Raw genomic sequence first — 15,458 nt, 5'->3', positions numbered from 1 at the left:
TTGGACTTGCCTAGCAAGCTAGGTGATTCCCCCCCCCCCGCGAGAATATTATCCAATTTCTCAAATTCAAAATTCCCGCCGCCGTTACCCTCCATTTTAAATGATCATGTTTAACTCAAAAAGAAACAAATAAAAACAAATTTCAATATAACAAACCACCTTGCCTGTATTTTTTTAAAAAAATCTTCAGTGAGGGGTTGACGCTTGGGAAATTGTGTTTCTATAGTGTATGAAAGTGGTTTAAAATAATAAAAAAGTGGAGAATTGTGGGAAGGTTATGGTTATCAATTGACTATTTGATTAAAATCTAACGAGGCAATTAATAACCAAACCTAACTGCATAAATAATAGTCATGTTTCGTGGAATTAATGCCATTACTATTGACGGAAAAGGTCGTCTTACAGTACCTACCCGCTATCGAGATGCCTTGAGTAGTCAAGATGAGGCTTCCTTGGTAGTGACTATTGATACTGAAGAAACCTGTTTATTGCTTTATCCACTGGCGGAATGGCGAATTATTGAAGCGAAATTACAAAGTTTGCCGAGCTTTAATGCGGCTGCACGACGAATTCAGCGCTTATTGATGGGTCATGCAACGGATGTGGAAATGGATAGCATCGGGCGAGTACTGTTGCCTCAGCTATTAAGAGACTACGCGCAACTTGATAAAAAAGTGGTGATGATTGGTCAGGGAAATAAATTTGAAGTATGGAATGAAACCCTTTGGCTAACTAAGCGTGAGCAGTGGCTAGAGGAAGAGGCATCAAGAGATGGATTGCCTGATGAGATGAAAACTATTTCTTTGTAATGGAAATTAAATATGACAGTGCATCAATCAGTGTTGCTGCAAGAGGCAATCGATGGCTTAGCTATTAAGGCAGACGGTATCTATGTTGATGGAACCTTCGGTCGAGGCGGTCATAGCCGAGCTATTTTACAGCAATTATCTAACTCTGGACGATTGATAGCCGTTGATAAAGATCCCGAAGCAATCAGCTATGCTGAACAGCATTTTGCAGAGGATCAACGGTTTCAAATTTATCATGGTTCTTTCGCAAATCTCGCTGAATGGGCGAAAGAAGCGAAAGTTTACGGACATATCAACGGTATTTTGTTGGATCTTGGGGTTTCTTCACCACAATTAGATAACCCTGAGCGTGGATTTAGTTTTATGCAGCAGGGCCCCTTGGACATGCGTATGAATTTAGACCAAGAGTTAGATGCAGCCCGTTTTATAAATAATGCTGAAGCCGACGAGATGGCTGCGATTTTTAGAGAGTATGGTGAAGAGCGATTTGCCGGCCGTATAGCACGAGCGATTGTGGCAGCGCGAAAAGACGCCCCCATAAAAACGACCGAGGCTTTAGCAGAAATTGTTAAGCAAGCTAATCCAAAATGGGAAAAACATAAACATCCTGCGACGCGAGTCTTTCAAGCAATACGTATTCATGTAAATCAAGAGTTAAATGACTTAATCAAAGCGCTGGATTTAGCAATGGATGTCTTAGCTATCGGTGGTCGCTTGGTAGTCATTAGTTTTCATTCCTTGGAAGATCGGATCGTTAAGCAATTTATGAGGAATAAAGAGTATGGCCAGCGTCCTCCTCCCGGAGTGCCCATTCGCAATGAAGAGATTCAAACTAATTTTAAGAGAATAGGTAAAGCTATAAAAGCTTCTGACAGTGAAATTAAACAAAATGTCAGAGCTCGTAGCGCGGTTTTACGAATAGGAGAAAAATTAGCATGAACGCCGCGGCCAGAGCGATTAATCAAAGCAATTTTTTTAGTGGACAATTATCCGATATGCGGCTCTCAAAACAGCTTTGTTTTCTTTTAACACTATTGCTTGCAGTTCTAGTCACTGCACTAGCTATTGTTTATACTACCAACGAGCACCGCATCTATTTTAGTCAATTGCAGCGCTTAGAGCAGCAGGCTAATCAATTACAATTACAATGGGACCAATTACTTCTCGAGCAAGCTAGTCTTGCTACGCCAGCTCGAGTAGAGCAGTTGGCGGTAGAGAAATTGCAAATGAGACTGCCAGCGGATAAAGAAATTTTTATATTGCGAACAGAATGAAAAATAATGGCCACTGGGCACGATTAATTGTTATTTCCAGTTTTTTCCTTTTATTACTTGCGGCTCTTTTATGGCGCATGCTAGATTTAACGATTTTGCATCGCCAGTTTTTGCAAGGACAAGGCGATGCCCGTAGCTTAAGAGTAGTGGATATCTCAGCGCACAGAGGGATGATCACTGATCGACATGGAATTCCTCTTGCAGTCAGCACACCTGTACAATCAGTTTGGATCAATCCTAAAACCTTTGCCCCCGATAGCAAGCAGCTCGCAGAATTATGTCGATTATTAGGACTTTCATCTAGAAGCTTACAGGCCGGCGTAAGGCAGGCGAGTACTCGCGAGTTTCTCTACTTGCATCGTCAGTTACCTCCGATGTTGGCGAAAAAAATTGAAGAACTTGGTATTCCAGGCGTTAATTTTCAACAAGAATTCAAACGCTATTATCCGGAAGGTGATAGTACAGCGCAGCTGCTTGGATTTACTAACATCGATGATATCGGCATTGAAGGTTTAGAACTCGCTTATCAAGATTGGTTAATGGGGATCAATGGTAAGAAGAGAGTAGTAAAAGATCGAATGGGACAGATCATTGAAGAGCTCGGTTTACTGAAAGCGCCTCGGCCGGGTCATGATCTAGTATTGAGTATTGATCGACGAATTCAATATTTAGCCTATCATGAATTACAAAATACGATGGACAAGTTTGCAGCAAAATCCGGCTCGGTCATAGTGTTGGATACCCAAAATGGAGAAATCTTGGCTGCAGCGAATGCGCCTTCGTTTAATCCTAATGCGCGTGGTCGTTATACTTTAGACAGTTATCGCAATAAGGCGCTGACCGATACCTTTGAACCTGGATCAGTGATAAAGCCCTTTAGCATAGCAAGTGCTTTAGGTAGTGGTCTTTTCAAACCTGATACGGTTATTGATACTCGTCCAAGTTGGATGATTGTTCATGGTCATACCATTCGTGATCTCCATAATTATGGCGTTTTGGATGTGACAGGGGTGCTGCAGCACTCAAGTAATGTCGGCGTGTCAAAGATGGTTTTAGCGAGCCCACCAGACCAGTTAATCGGTTTATTGCAGCGATCTGGTTTTGGCCAGCGAACAGAAAGTGGTTATCCCGGAGAAAGTGATGGTGGCATTATTAATGTTAAAGATGCCAATCCCTTTGTGCTCGGTACCTTGAGCTTTGGTTATGGCATGACAGTTACTACGCTCCAATTAGCTAGAGGTTATGCGATCTTTGCCAATCAAGGACAGCTAATCCCCGTATCCCTGCTGCATACTGAAGCAAAAGTGGTTGGTGAGCAGGTCTTAGATAAGAAAACAGCAGCACAGGTTCTTGCGATGCTGGAAGCAGTATTGGGTAATGAAGGGACTGGTCGCTCCGCAAGGGTACCTGGATATCGTGTGGCTGGAAAAACAGGGACTGCGCAAATTGCAGGGAAAAATGGCTATGAAAAAAATCGTCATATTGCTAGTTTTGTTGGTATTGCACCGGTTTCACATCCTCGATTAGTTGTCGCTGTGGTAATCCACGAGCCCACTAAAAACGGCTATTATGCAGCAGCTGTTGCTGCGCCGCTGTTTGCCCAAGTGATGTCTGGGGCCTTACGCATTCTTGATATCCCACCTGATCAATCTACTATATGAGGTGATGAATGAAATTTGCCGAGCTAATGCAACCTTGGGTGAAAGCTAAGGTTCCTGATTGTGATATTTTAGGTTTGCATAATGATAGTCGGCAAATTAAGCCAGGTTTTTTATTTATTGCTTACCCCGGTCTTGTGGCGGATGGCCGTCTTTTTATTTACCAGGCGATTAATGCTGGAGCGGCAGCTTTTGTTTATGAACCTGAAAATTGGCCATTAAGTCATCCAATTCCTACCGAAGTACCTTCTGTTGCTCTACCTGGTTTAGCTACTAAACTTGCAGGAATTGCTAGTCGATTTTACGGTGAACCAACTAAGAAAATGGATGTCATAGGGGTGACGGGAACAAATGGAAAAACAACCATCGCTTATCAACTTGCACAGGCGCATAACTTGTTAGGTAGTCACTCAGCGTATATCGGAACGATAGGTCAAGGGGAGGTTAGGGCGCTACAGGCTTTAATTAATACTACTCCAGATGCGCTTTGCTTACAGCAGCTCATGCACGAGTATGAGCAAAATTCGATTAAACAGGTATGCATAGAGGTTTCCTCGCATGCCTTGTGCCAAGGACGAGTCGATAGTATAGATTTTCAGCAAGCTATCTTCACCAATCTTAGTCATGACCACCTAGATTATCATCAAACCATGGAAGCCTATGCGGATGCTAAAGCAATGCTATTTGCGAAACCCACGCTAAAATGGTCAATTATAAATCAAGATGATAACTATAGTTTATTGATGCATCAACGCTCTAAAGCAGAGCAAATCCTCAGCTATGGTGTGAAGGAAGCTGCGGATGTGAAGGCTTTGCATTGCGATGTCACTCTTAGAGGCACAAAAATTGACCTAAGTTCTCCTTGGGGAGAGCATGAGTTAACAATTAATGCCTTGGGTTTTTTTAATGTATATAATGCCCTAGCGGTCTTCTCAAGCTTATTAGCCTATGGTTATCCGGTGGAACAAGTCGTTCCCGTAATGGCTCAATTACAAGCTGCCCCTGGACGAATGGAAATTGTAGCAAAAGAGCCCTATGCCATTGTTGATTATGCACACACGCCAGATGCGTTGAAGAATGTTTTAGCGACCTTACAGAATGTGAAAAAAGGGCGAATTATTCTTGTATTTGGCTGCGGTGGTGAGCGGGATAAAACCAAACGCCCAATCATGGGTAGAATTGCCAGCGAGTATGCCGATGTGGCTATCTTAACCGATGATAATCCACGCAACGAAGATTCACTTGCCATTATCGAAGCAATTGAAGCGGGCATTTTCTCTAAAACCAATATTTATAAAATTCCAGAGCGCGAGCAAGCAATTGTCAAGGCTATTAGCTTAGCGAATAAAGAAGATATTATTTTAGTAGCAGGCAAAGGCCACGAGGATTATCAACAAATTGGTAATATTTATTATCCCTACTCCGATAAAGAAGTGATTCGTCGCTTGAATTCTCGGAAATCGACTTAAATGACAGTTGAAATTATAATTATTTGATTTACAATGATTCGAGATGTCTGTTTTGTGATCAATTGTTATTCGATATAATGTTTTAAAACATAGGTAGGTGGTTGTGGCTTTGGGTGAGAACGAAAAAAAAGTACTAGTATTTGCAGCAGGTAACAATGATTTGAAGAAAGTCCAATACTTTTTTGATATAAAATCAGCAGAAAGTCTACCCGATTCTAATAATATCTTCCAAGCTTTGGAAAACGCCTGTTTTCACGGAGCTATTGAAGTCACCCAGTATTTATGTCAAATCGAAGAACCAAAACTTGAGCAATCAAAGCATGACCTTTTTCTTAAGCTTATCGAATATGATTGGTTGTCAAAGAGACAACGTTTCGACTTGTTAAAGGCCTTTATTGAGGGGGATCATCCTCCTACTCAAGAAGTATTGACGTCTGCGATTCGCTATATGGAAAATATAGAATCATTAGGACTGAGAGCAGCTAAAGGAAGATTTTTTTCACAAAGTCCTTCAGAAACTATTCCTAGCCCGTCAGTGCCTTCAGTTGAGAATAAGTGCTTACCTGAACTATTGCCAGAACAAAAGCAAGCTCTTGAAACAATGAACACTGTTTTAGATGATCGGTTTCCATGCAATTTAGACAAAAATAAAGCTCTTCTAATCAATGCAATTTACGATTTTGTTCGGGAGTATCCCGTAGAGCAAACGTGGCAAGATTTATATCAATTTGAAAAAGCAGCACTAAATCATCTCTTGTTAAACGAGGTTACTGGGAAAACCAAAGATCATTTGTTAAAGCTTGCACATGAGCATTTTCATCATCAAGATGCTTTTTTACGTGGTTTTGCTGACTTTTTACAGATTTTTAGCCTTACTTTTCCTTTCGTTATGCTAGCTCGCAGTTGTATGGGAAAAACCTTATTATTCTCCCAAGCTAAAACAAATCGAGAAACGGAATTGGAAAATATACTTTTTGAACTGGATTTGACCAGCCCAACTTAAAATCCAAAAATTTTACTAATTTTATGATTACTCATTGAAAGAGCATAACAACAAAAATCGTAACGATTTTGATGGGCTTTGCGAAGATTTAAGAAAGCCGATTCGAGATTAGCTGCTGTTTTTAATTGCAGGGTTTCATGAAGAGGGTTGTATAATTTTAAAGCTAAATCTTGCCAATTTTTTTCTTCATAAGAAAGGCTTGGAGCCTTCGGATAAAAATTAAATTGCGGCGATTCTAGTTGCATATAAGCATGCAATTTTTCGCTAATCATCTCAATTGCTCGATATTTTGCTTCAATACTATGACCTGCGACATGTGGAGTACAGAGAGTTGCTAGCTCGATAATTTTAGAATTTATTTTGGGCTCATTAGAAAAAACATCGGTGCAATAAATCAGCGTCTTTTTCTGCTCCAACAGGGCTTCTTCGTCGACGATGCCGCCGCGTGATGCATTAATAATAACGGTGTTTGGTTTTAATTGCTTAAGTAATGATTCATTAAAAAGATTAGAGCTTGGGTAAGGATGCTCATCATGTAAATTAGCGTGTATGGAAATGAGATTGCAGAGAGCTAGCTCTTCAAGTGTACTATTTTTAAACTCTTCATCCTGTTCTGCTTTAATCGGGTCATAGCAAATCACTTCCATGCCGGCTGCAGTTAAGCGCTTGACTACTCTTGAGCCTACTTCCCCTACGCCAACTACACCCGCTTTTGAACCTGAAAAGTTTTTATAGCGTTGTAGATAGGCGAGGGTAGCAATAACATAATCAGCAACAGCTATCGCGTTGCTTCCTTTGGCATCGATTAATTGGATTGAATTGTTTTTTAGATAAAGTGAATCAATATGGTCTGTGCCTGAGCTTGCCGTCGCCACGTAGCTGAGAGCATGACCTTTTAATAATTTTTCATTGACCTTCAGTGTGGCGCGACAAATTAAAACTTGCTGATTCTTAAGTAGTTCGGGCAGTTCATTGGCATTGTTATAGAGACTCAGTTCAAAGGGCTTGGGAAACGCTTGATGCAATCCCGGTAAACTGGCATCAGCGATAATCTTCATATACCAAATAACGCATAGAGCCCAGCCAGTGACCATCTTAGCGGCGGTTGAATTAACCAGCCGAGAGCACCCGTAAAAATAAGAGCTAGAAGAATAAAGAAACCATAAGGTTCAATTTTTTGATACTGAATGGCTTGTTTTAGAGGTAAAAGACTCGCCACTATCCGACTCCCGTCTAATGGTGGAATAGGAATCAAATTCAGGAAGGCCAATAGTAGATTAATGATAATTCCAGCTTGACCCGATAGAGCCATGAATAAGGCAGCATTAGAAGTAGTAGGATTAAGAATCAATCCTACTTTAAGGCAAACTGCCCATAAAATCGCCATTAATAAATTGGATACCGGCCCTGCGGCTGTGGCAAGCGCCATATCTCGTCGTGGATTACGTAGTAAAGAGGCATTGATGGGTACAGGCTTTGCCCAGCCAAACACAAAGCTAAATTGACTTAATACAAGCACTAGAATCGGGATAAGGATGGTACCCACTAGATCAATATGTTTTATTGGATTAAAACTCAAACGTCCGAGCATTTTAGCCGTGGTGTCACCACAGCGTGAAGCGACCCAAGCATGTGCAGCTTCGTGGATAGTAATTGCAAATAGCACCGGAAGTATCCATATCACTATTCGTTGGACAGTTGATAATTCAAGCATAAAGAGGACTTGTCATTTAAGGAAGGCTAATTCTAACGGATTGTTATGCCTTTGCTCAAGGGTAATCTCTGTTCAGAGACATCGCTGGCGCTCCTCCTCAGGCTGAACGGTTCAGTAAAATACTGGATTTGGCTCGAAATATTGACGATACCTCAGGCCTGGGCCGTCAGCTTTCGCGGAGGGTCAAAGCGTTGGCCAAGCCTTAGAGGTCCTTAATATGCGTTTTTTTTCACCAAAAGACCATCCTCTCCAAGGATGAGCTTTTTAATACCTCCTGTCGCTAGAATTTAATGAAGAGCTCTTATATACTCGCTAGCACATCAGTGATTAGGATTCTACTGAAGTGCTGGAAAAATTGAATAACTATTTGCTTTTAGGGCTATTTTCTTTATTAGTTCTTATACCTGGCATTGCCAAAATGCCGGTTATTGATAGAGATGAAGCTCATTTTGCACAAGCAAGTAGACAGATGGTGCAAACAGGGAATTTTTTTCAAATTCACTTCCAAGATCAGGCACGTTTTCGCAAACCGCCAGGGATTAATTGGCTGCAAGCGGCGTCGGTGAAATTATTTAGCAATGCTGATGACAGTACGATATGGCCTTATCGTATTCCCTCGTTATTAGGGGCTTTAGTTTCCATTTTGCTGAGCTACACCTTTTTTCGACGGTTTGTCGGACAAACGATCGCTGTTCTTGCCGCCGCTTTACTTGCTTCCACTTTATTATTAGTGGTTGAAAGCCATATGGCTGTGATTGATACCTCTTTGCTGTCATCCGTTGTAATAATGCAAGGTGCTTTGTGGATCATCTACCAAGCAGGAATGCAGAATAAATCTCTATCGCCAATTTGGGCGCTTTGTTTTTGGTTAGCAATGGCTTATGGAGGGGTATTAAAAGGGGTAACTCCCTTGATTGGGATTTTATCAATAATCACACTCTGTCTTATAGAAAAACAGGTTAAATGGTTACGTAATTTGCATATAATCAGCGGATTATTGCTGTTTTTTATGCTTAGTCTTAGTTGGCTCTATTTGGTAAATAGAGCAGAGCAGTCTAATTATTTGTTAAAAATCATTTCTAAAGATTTATTACCGAAGTTAGCAGGTGGACATGAGTCTCATGGCAAACCGCCTTTGTTTCACCTTTTCATTCTCCCGCTGACCTTTTGGCCTGCTTCTCTGTTTTTATGGCAAGCTGCGGTTTATGCCGTGCGCAATCGCTGTGACCAGGTGGTGAAATTTTTATTAGCCTGGATTATTCCTACTTGGCTTTTCTTCGAATTAATGCCCACCAAGTTACCGCAATATGTCTTACCAACCTTTCCTGCTATCGCCTTACTTTGTGCTTTGGCCCTTAGAAAAGAGGAGAACTACCCAGGAAGATGGTTGCATATATTGCAAGTACTGTGGGTGGTTTTATCAATTGGGTTGGCACTCAGTTTACTAGGCTTGCCTTATGTGGTGATGCATCAATTTACGCTGACTGGGTTTATTCTATTTCTAAGTATCACGGTGCTAAGTACTACAGCAGCTTATTTTGCTTGGAATGGACTCTATCAACGGGCAAGTCTAGCTGTTTTAGCACTAGCGCTGCTGAGCTATTCACTTATTTTTACTAGTCTTTTACCTGAGCTAAAACCTATTTGGTTAACAAAAAATATTATTCAACTGATTGATAAAAAAGCGATATCGGATAATAAACCCTTACTAGTAGTGGGTTTTGAGGAGCCCAGTTTAGTGTTTAATCTAAATACGCACTTAGTTCAATTTACCAACATCTTGGATGCAACAAAAATTTTGCTGTCTGATTCTTCTCGTATCGCAATAATAGAGCCTAAGATTTTTGATCAATGGATTAGTAATCGCACAAATATAATGGTTCTGGCTCGAACCCAAGGATTTAACTACTCGAAGGGCCGGTGGTTAGATCTTTTTTTAGTTGGACAACAAGCGACTGGAGTTACAAATGTCACCCTTTGATCGCCTATTTTCAATAATGACAAAGCCTCTGGCCATCATTCTTTTTCTCGCTTTAATCCTATGTCTTTATTTATATTTTGATAAACCACTAGCCTATTATTTTTATGTTCTTGATTTAAGAGATCAAATTCCTGTTTTGAGTTTTCTCACCCGATTAGGGTTAGGGGTTATCTACATTCCCACTTTTTTAGCGTTAGCACTCATTTTCCGTTTTATATCAGCGAATCCTCGCTGGGAGGCCCGTGCTTGGTTTTTATTTCTGTGTGTAACTGTTCCGGGTCTTATTTGTTTTTTTCTTAAGATTGTTTTGGGACGCGCCCGTCCTAGTATGCTTCTTTATAATCAACTTTATGGTTTTTATGGGCTAAAATGGAATGCCCATTATTGGTCGTTTCCTTCAGGCCATACTACGACCATCATGGGGCTTATCTTAGGTTTAAGTATTTTGTTTCCGCGATATTTCTTTGCTTTTATTTTATTGGGAATCACTGTCGCCTTATCAAGAGTTTTTCTTAGTCATCATTTTCTGAGTGATGTATTATTTGCAGCCTACCTCGCCTTAGTCGAAGTGGGTGTTCTGCTTTACATTTTACGACGAAAATCCTGGCTAACTCCTGTATGGGGACATACAATATCCCCCTAATAATGCTTTAATTTTATAAAGTTAGGTTTTAACATGGATTCTATTCAGCGGAAAGAAGTCTCAATAATCATCCCAGTTTATAATGAAGCGGATAATGTTGAATTATTACATCAAGAAATCGTTGCTGCTCTTCCAGAACAATTTATTTACGAGATTATCTTTGTGGATGATGGTAGTACCGATGGTTCTATCAAGCAGTTAAAAAATTTAGCGCAAAAATACAGCAACGCTCGTGTTATATTTCATAAGCAAAATTATGGACAAAGTGCGGCCTTATTAAGTGGCGCGCAAGCGGCACGTTATTCAATGTTAGTGACATTGGATGGTGATGGTCAGAATGATCCGGCAGACATTCCCCATTTGTTTGAGCAATTACAAGACTCTCAGACTGTAGTTTTAGGGAATCGGAAAAAAAGAGATGATAATGGTCTGCGTAAATTCTCTTCTTTTGTTGGCAATGAAGTCAGACGTCGCTTATTAAATGATGAATGCAGGGATACCGGCTGCAGCTTAAAATTATTTCCTCGTGACGCTTTTTTAGCGTTGCCCCATTTCAATCATTTACACCGATTTTTACCTGCTTTATTCAAAAGAGCGGGATTTAAATTAGTGAATTTGCCAGTAAACCACCGACCCCGATGGCATGGGGTTTCTAAATATGGTGTGATGAATCGCCTGTTCGTTGGAATACACGATTTAATCGGCGTTCGCTGGTTACTTAAGCGCCCTTGTTCACCGGAGGTGACTCGCTATGAACATTAATTATTATTGGCTTACTATCGGCTTTATTGGGCAAGGAATATTTTCTGCGCGTTTTATTGTGCAGTGGCTAGTCAGCGAGAGGGAGAAGAAAAGTATAATTCCTGTCGCTTTTTGGTATTTAAGCCTATTTGGTGGCATCACTTTACTGCTCTATTCGATTTATAAACGCGATCCTGTATTTATTTTAGGACAATCTACGGGCGTTTTTATTTACGCCCGAAATTTGTATTTAATTCATCGTGAGCGCTCATCCCGAATGGCGAAGTTAAGGCAGCATAGTTTAGCAAACGAATAATCATTTCACAGAGGAATAGGCGTAACCAGCAACAACTTTCTGGTTCTTAGAGTCTTTAATCAAAGTTATGCCGCTGACTTCCGGTTGCATGCCTGCAAAAAAATCCACCCAGATTGGCCTTTCCGTCGTGTGCCAAATCAGTAATGAATGCCCACGAGGTAATTTCGGATAAGTTGAGGGATGTAATAACCAGCCTGTTTGCTCAGGTAGCATTAGCATGAAATTGCCTAAAAGCCAAAGTGAGTCCGCAACAAGGTATTCTGTGGGCTGCGGTTTTGTTTTGATTGTCTGCATCATTTGATTAATCAGTAACCGCTGCTGATTTTTTTGTTCGCTATGACCTCTATAGATTAATACCATAAAAAAGAGACCTTGCGTCAATAAAGCCAAAATCAGAAATTGTTTTACTCTTGGCTTTAATTCCTCTATTAATTTCACTCGATTAAACATTAAAAGGGGAGATAGAAAAAGAATAGGTATCAGCCAGCGGGTTTCAAAATTACTCAGGCCACCAAAGAAAACTAAAGCGATTAGCAGCGGGATGCTCATAAAATGATAGCGTATAAGCAAGGAATTTGAGGGATTTATGGGGGCAGTGTTTCGCCAATTTGAGAAAAAAAGTCCAGAAATAATGACATTGGGGAGCAAAAAAATGAGGCAGCCTTTAATTAAATCGATGAACCCATGAAATTGCCTAGTTTCATTCGTGAGTTTATAAGCGCTACGAAATGCAAGATTAGGATAGTGCGTAAGCCAAAAAAAATAAGGGCTAGCAACTATAGCGGCAATAAAGAGCGTAATGAGCAGATGCCAGTTAAGTAGTTTAGCTCGATAAGCGTTCAAAGAAATTGCACTCGCAATTAGCAAACTAAGAAAGATGAGGTAATTAAATTTAGAAAGAAATCCTATGCCTATGAACAAACCGAAAATTGCATACCAAGCCGTTTTTGCTAAACCTGAGGGAGCAACAAGCCAGTACCAAGTCAGGCAAGCTGCAAATAAAGCTAAAACGGAATGGGTATTGTCTTTGATTAAGTCCAAACTAATTGAAGGAATAAATGCCCAACTCAATGTTGCACACCAGGCTAATAAAGTGGACTGACAGTAAAGGCGGCAAATTTGATGAAAACTATAAAGACAACCAAAGAGCAGCAGGGATTTTAATACAGCAAGACTCACTAGATGTCGGCCAAGTAACTGAAAAATAAGGTATTGAAGCCAAGAATAGAGGGGCGGTTGATCGGGGTAACCGAGCTTGAGCTGTTGAGCCATGACGATTTGCTCGGCCTCGTCTATTTCTAAAAGTTGCCCGCGCAAAAAAGTACGCAGCAAAATAACAAGAATAGTGAATAAAAATAAAAAAAGCGCAGGTCGATTAACCCAAGCCTGCTGTTCGATGGAGTGTTTATCCAACATCTTCTTTCATCTACCGATAAGTAATACAGAATTGTCATTTTTATCTATTTTGCTGATAATGGACAGATTTATTTAGGGATAAATATGATTATCGCGGTCTATGGCGCTGGGTATGTGGGTTTAGTATCTGCGGCCTGCCTTGCTAAATTAGGGCATTGGGTCACCTGTGCTGATATCAATGAAGAGCGAATAGACCTACTTTTGCGGGGTCAATGCCCATTTTATGAGCAGCAACTTCCTGAATTATTGCAGGAGCAACTTGCCTCTAAACAACTTCATTTTACTGCAGATTTAGCATCGGCCATAAAACAAGCGGAAATACATATTATTGCTACGGGAACACCGAGCTTAGCTGATGGCAACGCTGACTTATCGCAAGTTTATGCAGTAGCTTCGCAAATCGCTAAAGAGGTCAATCATGACTGTCTCATAGTGATTAAATCCACTGTGCCTGTGGGGACGGCTGATGCAATTCAAAAGCATATTCATAAAGAGTTAGCTAGCGAAGGTAAGACAGTGCAGATCGCTGTCGCTTCTAATCCTGAATTTTTAAGAGAGGGTACGGCTGTTCATGATTTTCTAAATGCGGACCGAGTAATTATAGGCGGGGATGCGCAAACATTTGCAGTTTTAAAATCCATTTATCAGCCTCTCAGCGAACAGGGAGTTCCTGTTTTAACCATGAGTCGGCGCTCTGCCGAACTTACTAAATATTCGGCAAATGCTATGCTGGCCTGTCGTATCAGTTTTATAAATCAAATCAGTCGTCTTGCGGATAAGCTGGGGGCGAATATCGATGAAATACGCCAAGGAATAGGTTTGGATCATCGTATCGGCCCTCATTTTCTACAGGCAGGAATTGGCTATGGTGGCTCTTGTTTTCCCAAAGATGTACGTGCTTTGATCCATACTGCTAAAGCAGTGGACGTGGATACTAATTTGTTGGACGCCATAGAAACAATCAATAGCTTACAAAAAAACTGGATTTTTGAGCAAATAACTAACCATTTTGAGCAAAAATTAAATGGATTAACGATAGGAATCTGGGGTGTATCGTTTAAACCTGGAACAGATGATTTGCGCGAAGCCAGTAGCTTAGTTATTATCAATGCTTTATTAAAAGCAGGGGTTAAACTTCGCGTTTTTGACCCAGTAGCGATGCCAGCCGCAGAGCAGTTATTAGCAGACAATACAGCGATTAGTTGGTGCGATTCGTTGGAAGCGGTTTTTACTACGCCTTTACAAGCTTTGGCGATTGCAACGGAATGGCCACAATTTAAAAATTATAATCTTAATAGTCTAAAAACTAAGCTAGGAAATGCACCCCTTTTTGATGGTCGTAATTGTTTTGAATTATCTAAAGTGATTCTGTCTCAATTAGCGTGTTATTATTCTGTAGGTCGTCCACCCATTGTTAACCTTTAGAAGAGGTGAACCAGGGCGAAAAACTGAGATGGTCTTGTGGGAAAAATAAATATTTAGTATAGGTATCGCATCTTGAGGTAAGGAGATTATTGACGATGCAAGTAAAGAAAGCTGTTTTTCCGGTTGCTGGGTTAGGTTCCCGTTTTTTACCCGCAACAAAAGCGAATCCTAAGGAAATGCTACCGATTGTCGATAAGCCATTGATCCAATATGCCGTAGAAGAAGCGGTTCGAGCGGGCATTAGCCATGTGATTTTTATTACGAGTTCAACCAAACGGGCGATAGAAGATCATTTTGATAATCATTTCGAGCTAGAAACACGCTTGCAAGAGCAAGGTAAAGAACAACTACTTGAACTAGTAAAAAGTGTTTCCCCCCCCGGTATTCAATTTTCATACGTGAGACAAAATCAACCTTTAGGGCTAGGGCATGCGATTCTTTGTGCTGAACATGTGGTAGGTGATGATCCTTTCGCAGTTTTACTAGCAGACGATCTCATTGATGATTCAAAATTACCTTGCCTGTCGATGATGACTGAGCTTTTTAAAAAAGATAAGCACTCCATTGTGGCCGTTCAACCTATTCCTTGGAGTGAGGTGAGTCACTATGGAATTGTACGAGTCGCTGACGCCTCTGAGAATCATGCTGTCATTCTCGATATGATCGAAAAACCACAAAGAGAACTAGCGCCTTCAAATCTTGCGGCTGTAGGTAGATATATTTTTACCCCCGAGATTTTTAGATGTCTTAGACAAACGAGTGCAGATTCCCGCGGCGAAATTCAGTTAACCGACGGTATCAAGCACTTAGTCAATGAACAAAAAGTGTATGCTTACCAATTCCTTGGAAAACGTTATGATTGCGGGTCGAAATTAGGTTATTTGCAAGCAACGGTTGAGTTTGGAATGTATCACTCTGAAGTGGGGCAGGCTTTTAGGGATTATTTACGTACATTAGACGAATGAGTCTTAAAATTTTTTTATCAAGAGATCGTTGGTTTTTCGTTCAT

Annotated in this window: 15 protein-coding genes; 12 read left to right on the top strand and 3 right to left on the bottom strand. The window is 40.7% G+C overall.

Annotated elements, in window-relative coordinates; genetic code table 11:
- The first annotated feature begins 353 nt into the window (after window positions 1–353).
- The 6 genes from mraZ to Ldro_RS10085 all read left to right on the top strand — a co-directional run bounded on the left by mraZ (window position 354) and on the right by Ldro_RS10085 (window position 6,213).
- Entirely contained in the window at window positions 354–809 is a 456-nt protein-coding gene (gene mraZ, locus Ldro_RS10110; RefSeq protein ID WP_058496301.1) for a division/cell wall cluster transcriptional repressor MraZ, read from the top strand.
- A 12-nt stretch (window positions 810–821) separates the two neighbouring features.
- Window positions 822–1,748, top strand: a complete 927-nt coding sequence (gene rsmH, locus Ldro_RS10105; RefSeq protein WP_058496300.1) for a 16S rRNA (cytosine(1402)-N(4))-methyltransferase RsmH — start codon at window positions 822–824, stop codon at window positions 1,746–1,748.
- Entirely contained in the window at window positions 1,745–2,083 is a 339-nt protein-coding gene (gene ftsL / locus Ldro_RS10100) for a cell division protein FtsL (RefSeq protein ID WP_058496299.1), read from the top strand. Before rsmH ends, ftsL begins: the two co-directional genes overlap by 4 nt.
- Complete coding sequence (locus Ldro_RS10095) at window positions 2,080–3,744, top strand: peptidoglycan D,D-transpeptidase FtsI family protein (protein WP_058496298.1); 1,665 nt, start codon at window positions 2,080–2,082, stop codon at window positions 3,742–3,744. The genes ftsL and Ldro_RS10095 overlap by 4 nt, the downstream gene beginning before the upstream one ends.
- Window positions 3,745–3,752: 8 nt before the next feature.
- Window positions 3,753–5,210, top strand: a complete 1,458-nt coding sequence (locus Ldro_RS10090; protein WP_058496297.1) for a UDP-N-acetylmuramoyl-L-alanyl-D-glutamate--2,6-diaminopimelate ligase — start codon at window positions 3,753–3,755, stop codon at window positions 5,208–5,210.
- Window positions 5,211–5,319: 109 nt separating this feature from the next.
- Window positions 5,320–6,213 carry a hypothetical protein gene (locus Ldro_RS10085; RefSeq protein ID WP_131764308.1) on the top strand — a complete coding sequence of 298 codons (894 nt, stop codon included), beginning with the start codon at window positions 5,320–5,322 and terminating at the stop codon, window positions 6,211–6,213.
- Here the strand turns inward: Ldro_RS10085 and Ldro_RS10080 are convergent.
- Complete coding sequence (locus Ldro_RS10080; protein WP_058496295.1) at window positions 6,210–7,271, bottom strand: NAD(P)-dependent oxidoreductase; 1,062 nt, start codon at window positions 7,269–7,271, stop codon at window positions 6,210–6,212. The two genes, Ldro_RS10085 and Ldro_RS10080, sit on opposite strands and share 4 nt — an antisense overlap.
- On the bottom strand, window positions 7,268–7,927 hold the full coding sequence (locus Ldro_RS10075) for a site-2 protease family protein (RefSeq protein WP_058496294.1): 660 nt from the start codon (window positions 7,925–7,927) through the stop codon (window positions 7,268–7,270). Before Ldro_RS10075 ends, Ldro_RS10080 begins: the two co-directional genes overlap by 4 nt.
- Window positions 7,928–8,270: 343 nt before the next feature.
- On the opposite strand from Ldro_RS10075, the gene Ldro_RS10070 reads away from it, so the two are divergent.
- Genes Ldro_RS10070 through Ldro_RS10055 form a run of 4 tightly spaced genes read left to right on the top strand, consistent with a single transcriptional unit; the run spans window position 8,271 to window position 11,608 of the window.
- Entirely contained in the window at window positions 8,271–9,908 is a 1,638-nt protein-coding gene (locus Ldro_RS10070; protein WP_058496293.1) for an ArnT family glycosyltransferase, read from the top strand.
- Window positions 9,895–10,551, top strand: a complete 657-nt coding sequence (locus tag Ldro_RS10065; protein WP_058496292.1) for a phosphatase PAP2 family protein — start codon at window positions 9,895–9,897, stop codon at window positions 10,549–10,551. The genes Ldro_RS10070 and Ldro_RS10065 overlap by 14 nt, the downstream gene beginning before the upstream one ends.
- 33 nt (window positions 10,552–10,584) lie before the next feature.
- On the top strand, window positions 10,585–11,313 hold the full coding sequence (locus tag Ldro_RS10060) for a glycosyltransferase family 2 protein (RefSeq protein ID WP_058496291.1): 729 nt from the start codon (window positions 10,585–10,587) through the stop codon (window positions 11,311–11,313).
- Complete coding sequence (locus Ldro_RS10055; protein WP_058496290.1) at window positions 11,303–11,608, top strand: lipid-A-disaccharide synthase N-terminal domain-containing protein; 306 nt, start codon at window positions 11,303–11,305, stop codon at window positions 11,606–11,608. Before Ldro_RS10060 ends, Ldro_RS10055 begins: the two co-directional genes overlap by 11 nt.
- Here the strand turns inward: Ldro_RS10055 and Ldro_RS10050 are convergent, their stop codons facing one another.
- A complete protein-coding gene (locus Ldro_RS10050; RefSeq protein ID WP_058496289.1) occupies window positions 11,609–13,024 on the bottom strand; it encodes an ArnT family glycosyltransferase in 1,416 nt (471 codons plus the stop codon). It abuts the gene before it with no gap.
- 84 nt (window positions 13,025–13,108) lie between these two features.
- On the opposite strand from Ldro_RS10050, the gene Ldro_RS10045 reads away from it, so the two are divergent.
- Together Ldro_RS10045 and galU are read left to right on the top strand one after the other, a co-directional pair.
- On the top strand, window positions 13,109–14,449 hold the full coding sequence (locus Ldro_RS10045) for a UDP-glucose dehydrogenase family protein (RefSeq protein WP_058496288.1): 1,341 nt from the start codon (window positions 13,109–13,111) through the stop codon (window positions 14,447–14,449).
- 95 nt (window positions 14,450–14,544) lie between these two features.
- A complete protein-coding gene (galU, locus tag Ldro_RS10040) occupies window positions 14,545–15,414 on the top strand; it encodes a UTP--glucose-1-phosphate uridylyltransferase GalU (RefSeq protein WP_058496287.1) in 870 nt (289 codons plus the stop codon).
- Window positions 15,415–15,458: the final 44 nt, after the last annotated feature.

Origin of the sequence: Legionella drozanskii LLAP-1, from assembly GCF_001467585.1 — a bacterium.
GTDB lineage: Bacteria > Pseudomonadota > Gammaproteobacteria > Legionellales > Legionellaceae > Tatlockia > Tatlockia drozanskii.
This window is presented reverse-complemented; position numbering and strand designations above follow the sequence as displayed.

Bases quoted from the DNA above. Each gene is read 5' to 3' on its own strand.
- Ldro_RS10045 (WP_058496288.1), top strand. From the start codon at position 13,109: ATGATTATCGCGGTCTATGGCGCTGGGTATGTGGGTTTAGTATCTGCG.
- Ldro_RS10055 (WP_058496290.1), top strand. From the start codon at position 11,303: ATGAACATTAATTATTATTGGCTTACTATCGGCTTTATTGGGCAAGGA.
- Ldro_RS10095 (WP_058496298.1), top strand. From the start codon at position 2,080: ATGAAAAATAATGGCCACTGGGCACGATTAATTGTTATTTCCAGTTTT.
- rsmH (WP_058496300.1), top strand. From the start codon at position 822: ATGACAGTGCATCAATCAGTGTTGCTGCAAGAGGCAATCGATGGCTTA.
- Ldro_RS10065 (WP_058496292.1), top strand. From the start codon at position 9,895: ATGTCACCCTTTGATCGCCTATTTTCAATAATGACAAAGCCTCTGGCC.
- galU (WP_058496287.1), top strand. From the start codon at position 14,545: ATGCAAGTAAAGAAAGCTGTTTTTCCGGTTGCTGGGTTAGGTTCCCGT.
- Ldro_RS10090 (WP_058496297.1), top strand. From the start codon at position 3,753: ATGAAATTTGCCGAGCTAATGCAACCTTGGGTGAAAGCTAAGGTTCCT.
- Ldro_RS10075 (WP_058496294.1), bottom strand. From the start codon at position 7,927: ATGCTTGAATTATCAACTGTCCAACGAATAGTGATATGGATACTTCCG.
- Ldro_RS10060 (WP_058496291.1), top strand. From the start codon at position 10,585: ATGGATTCTATTCAGCGGAAAGAAGTCTCAATAATCATCCCAGTTTAT.
- ftsL (WP_058496299.1), top strand. From the start codon at position 1,745: ATGAACGCCGCGGCCAGAGCGATTAATCAAAGCAATTTTTTTAGTGGA.
- mraZ (WP_058496301.1), top strand. From the start codon at position 354: ATGTTTCGTGGAATTAATGCCATTACTATTGACGGAAAAGGTCGTCTT.
- Ldro_RS10050 (WP_058496289.1), bottom strand. From the start codon at position 13,024: ATGTTGGATAAACACTCCATCGAACAGCAGGCTTGGGTTAATCGACCT.
- Ldro_RS10080 (WP_058496295.1), bottom strand. From the start codon at position 7,271: ATGAAGATTATCGCTGATGCCAGTTTACCGGGATTGCATCAAGCGTTT.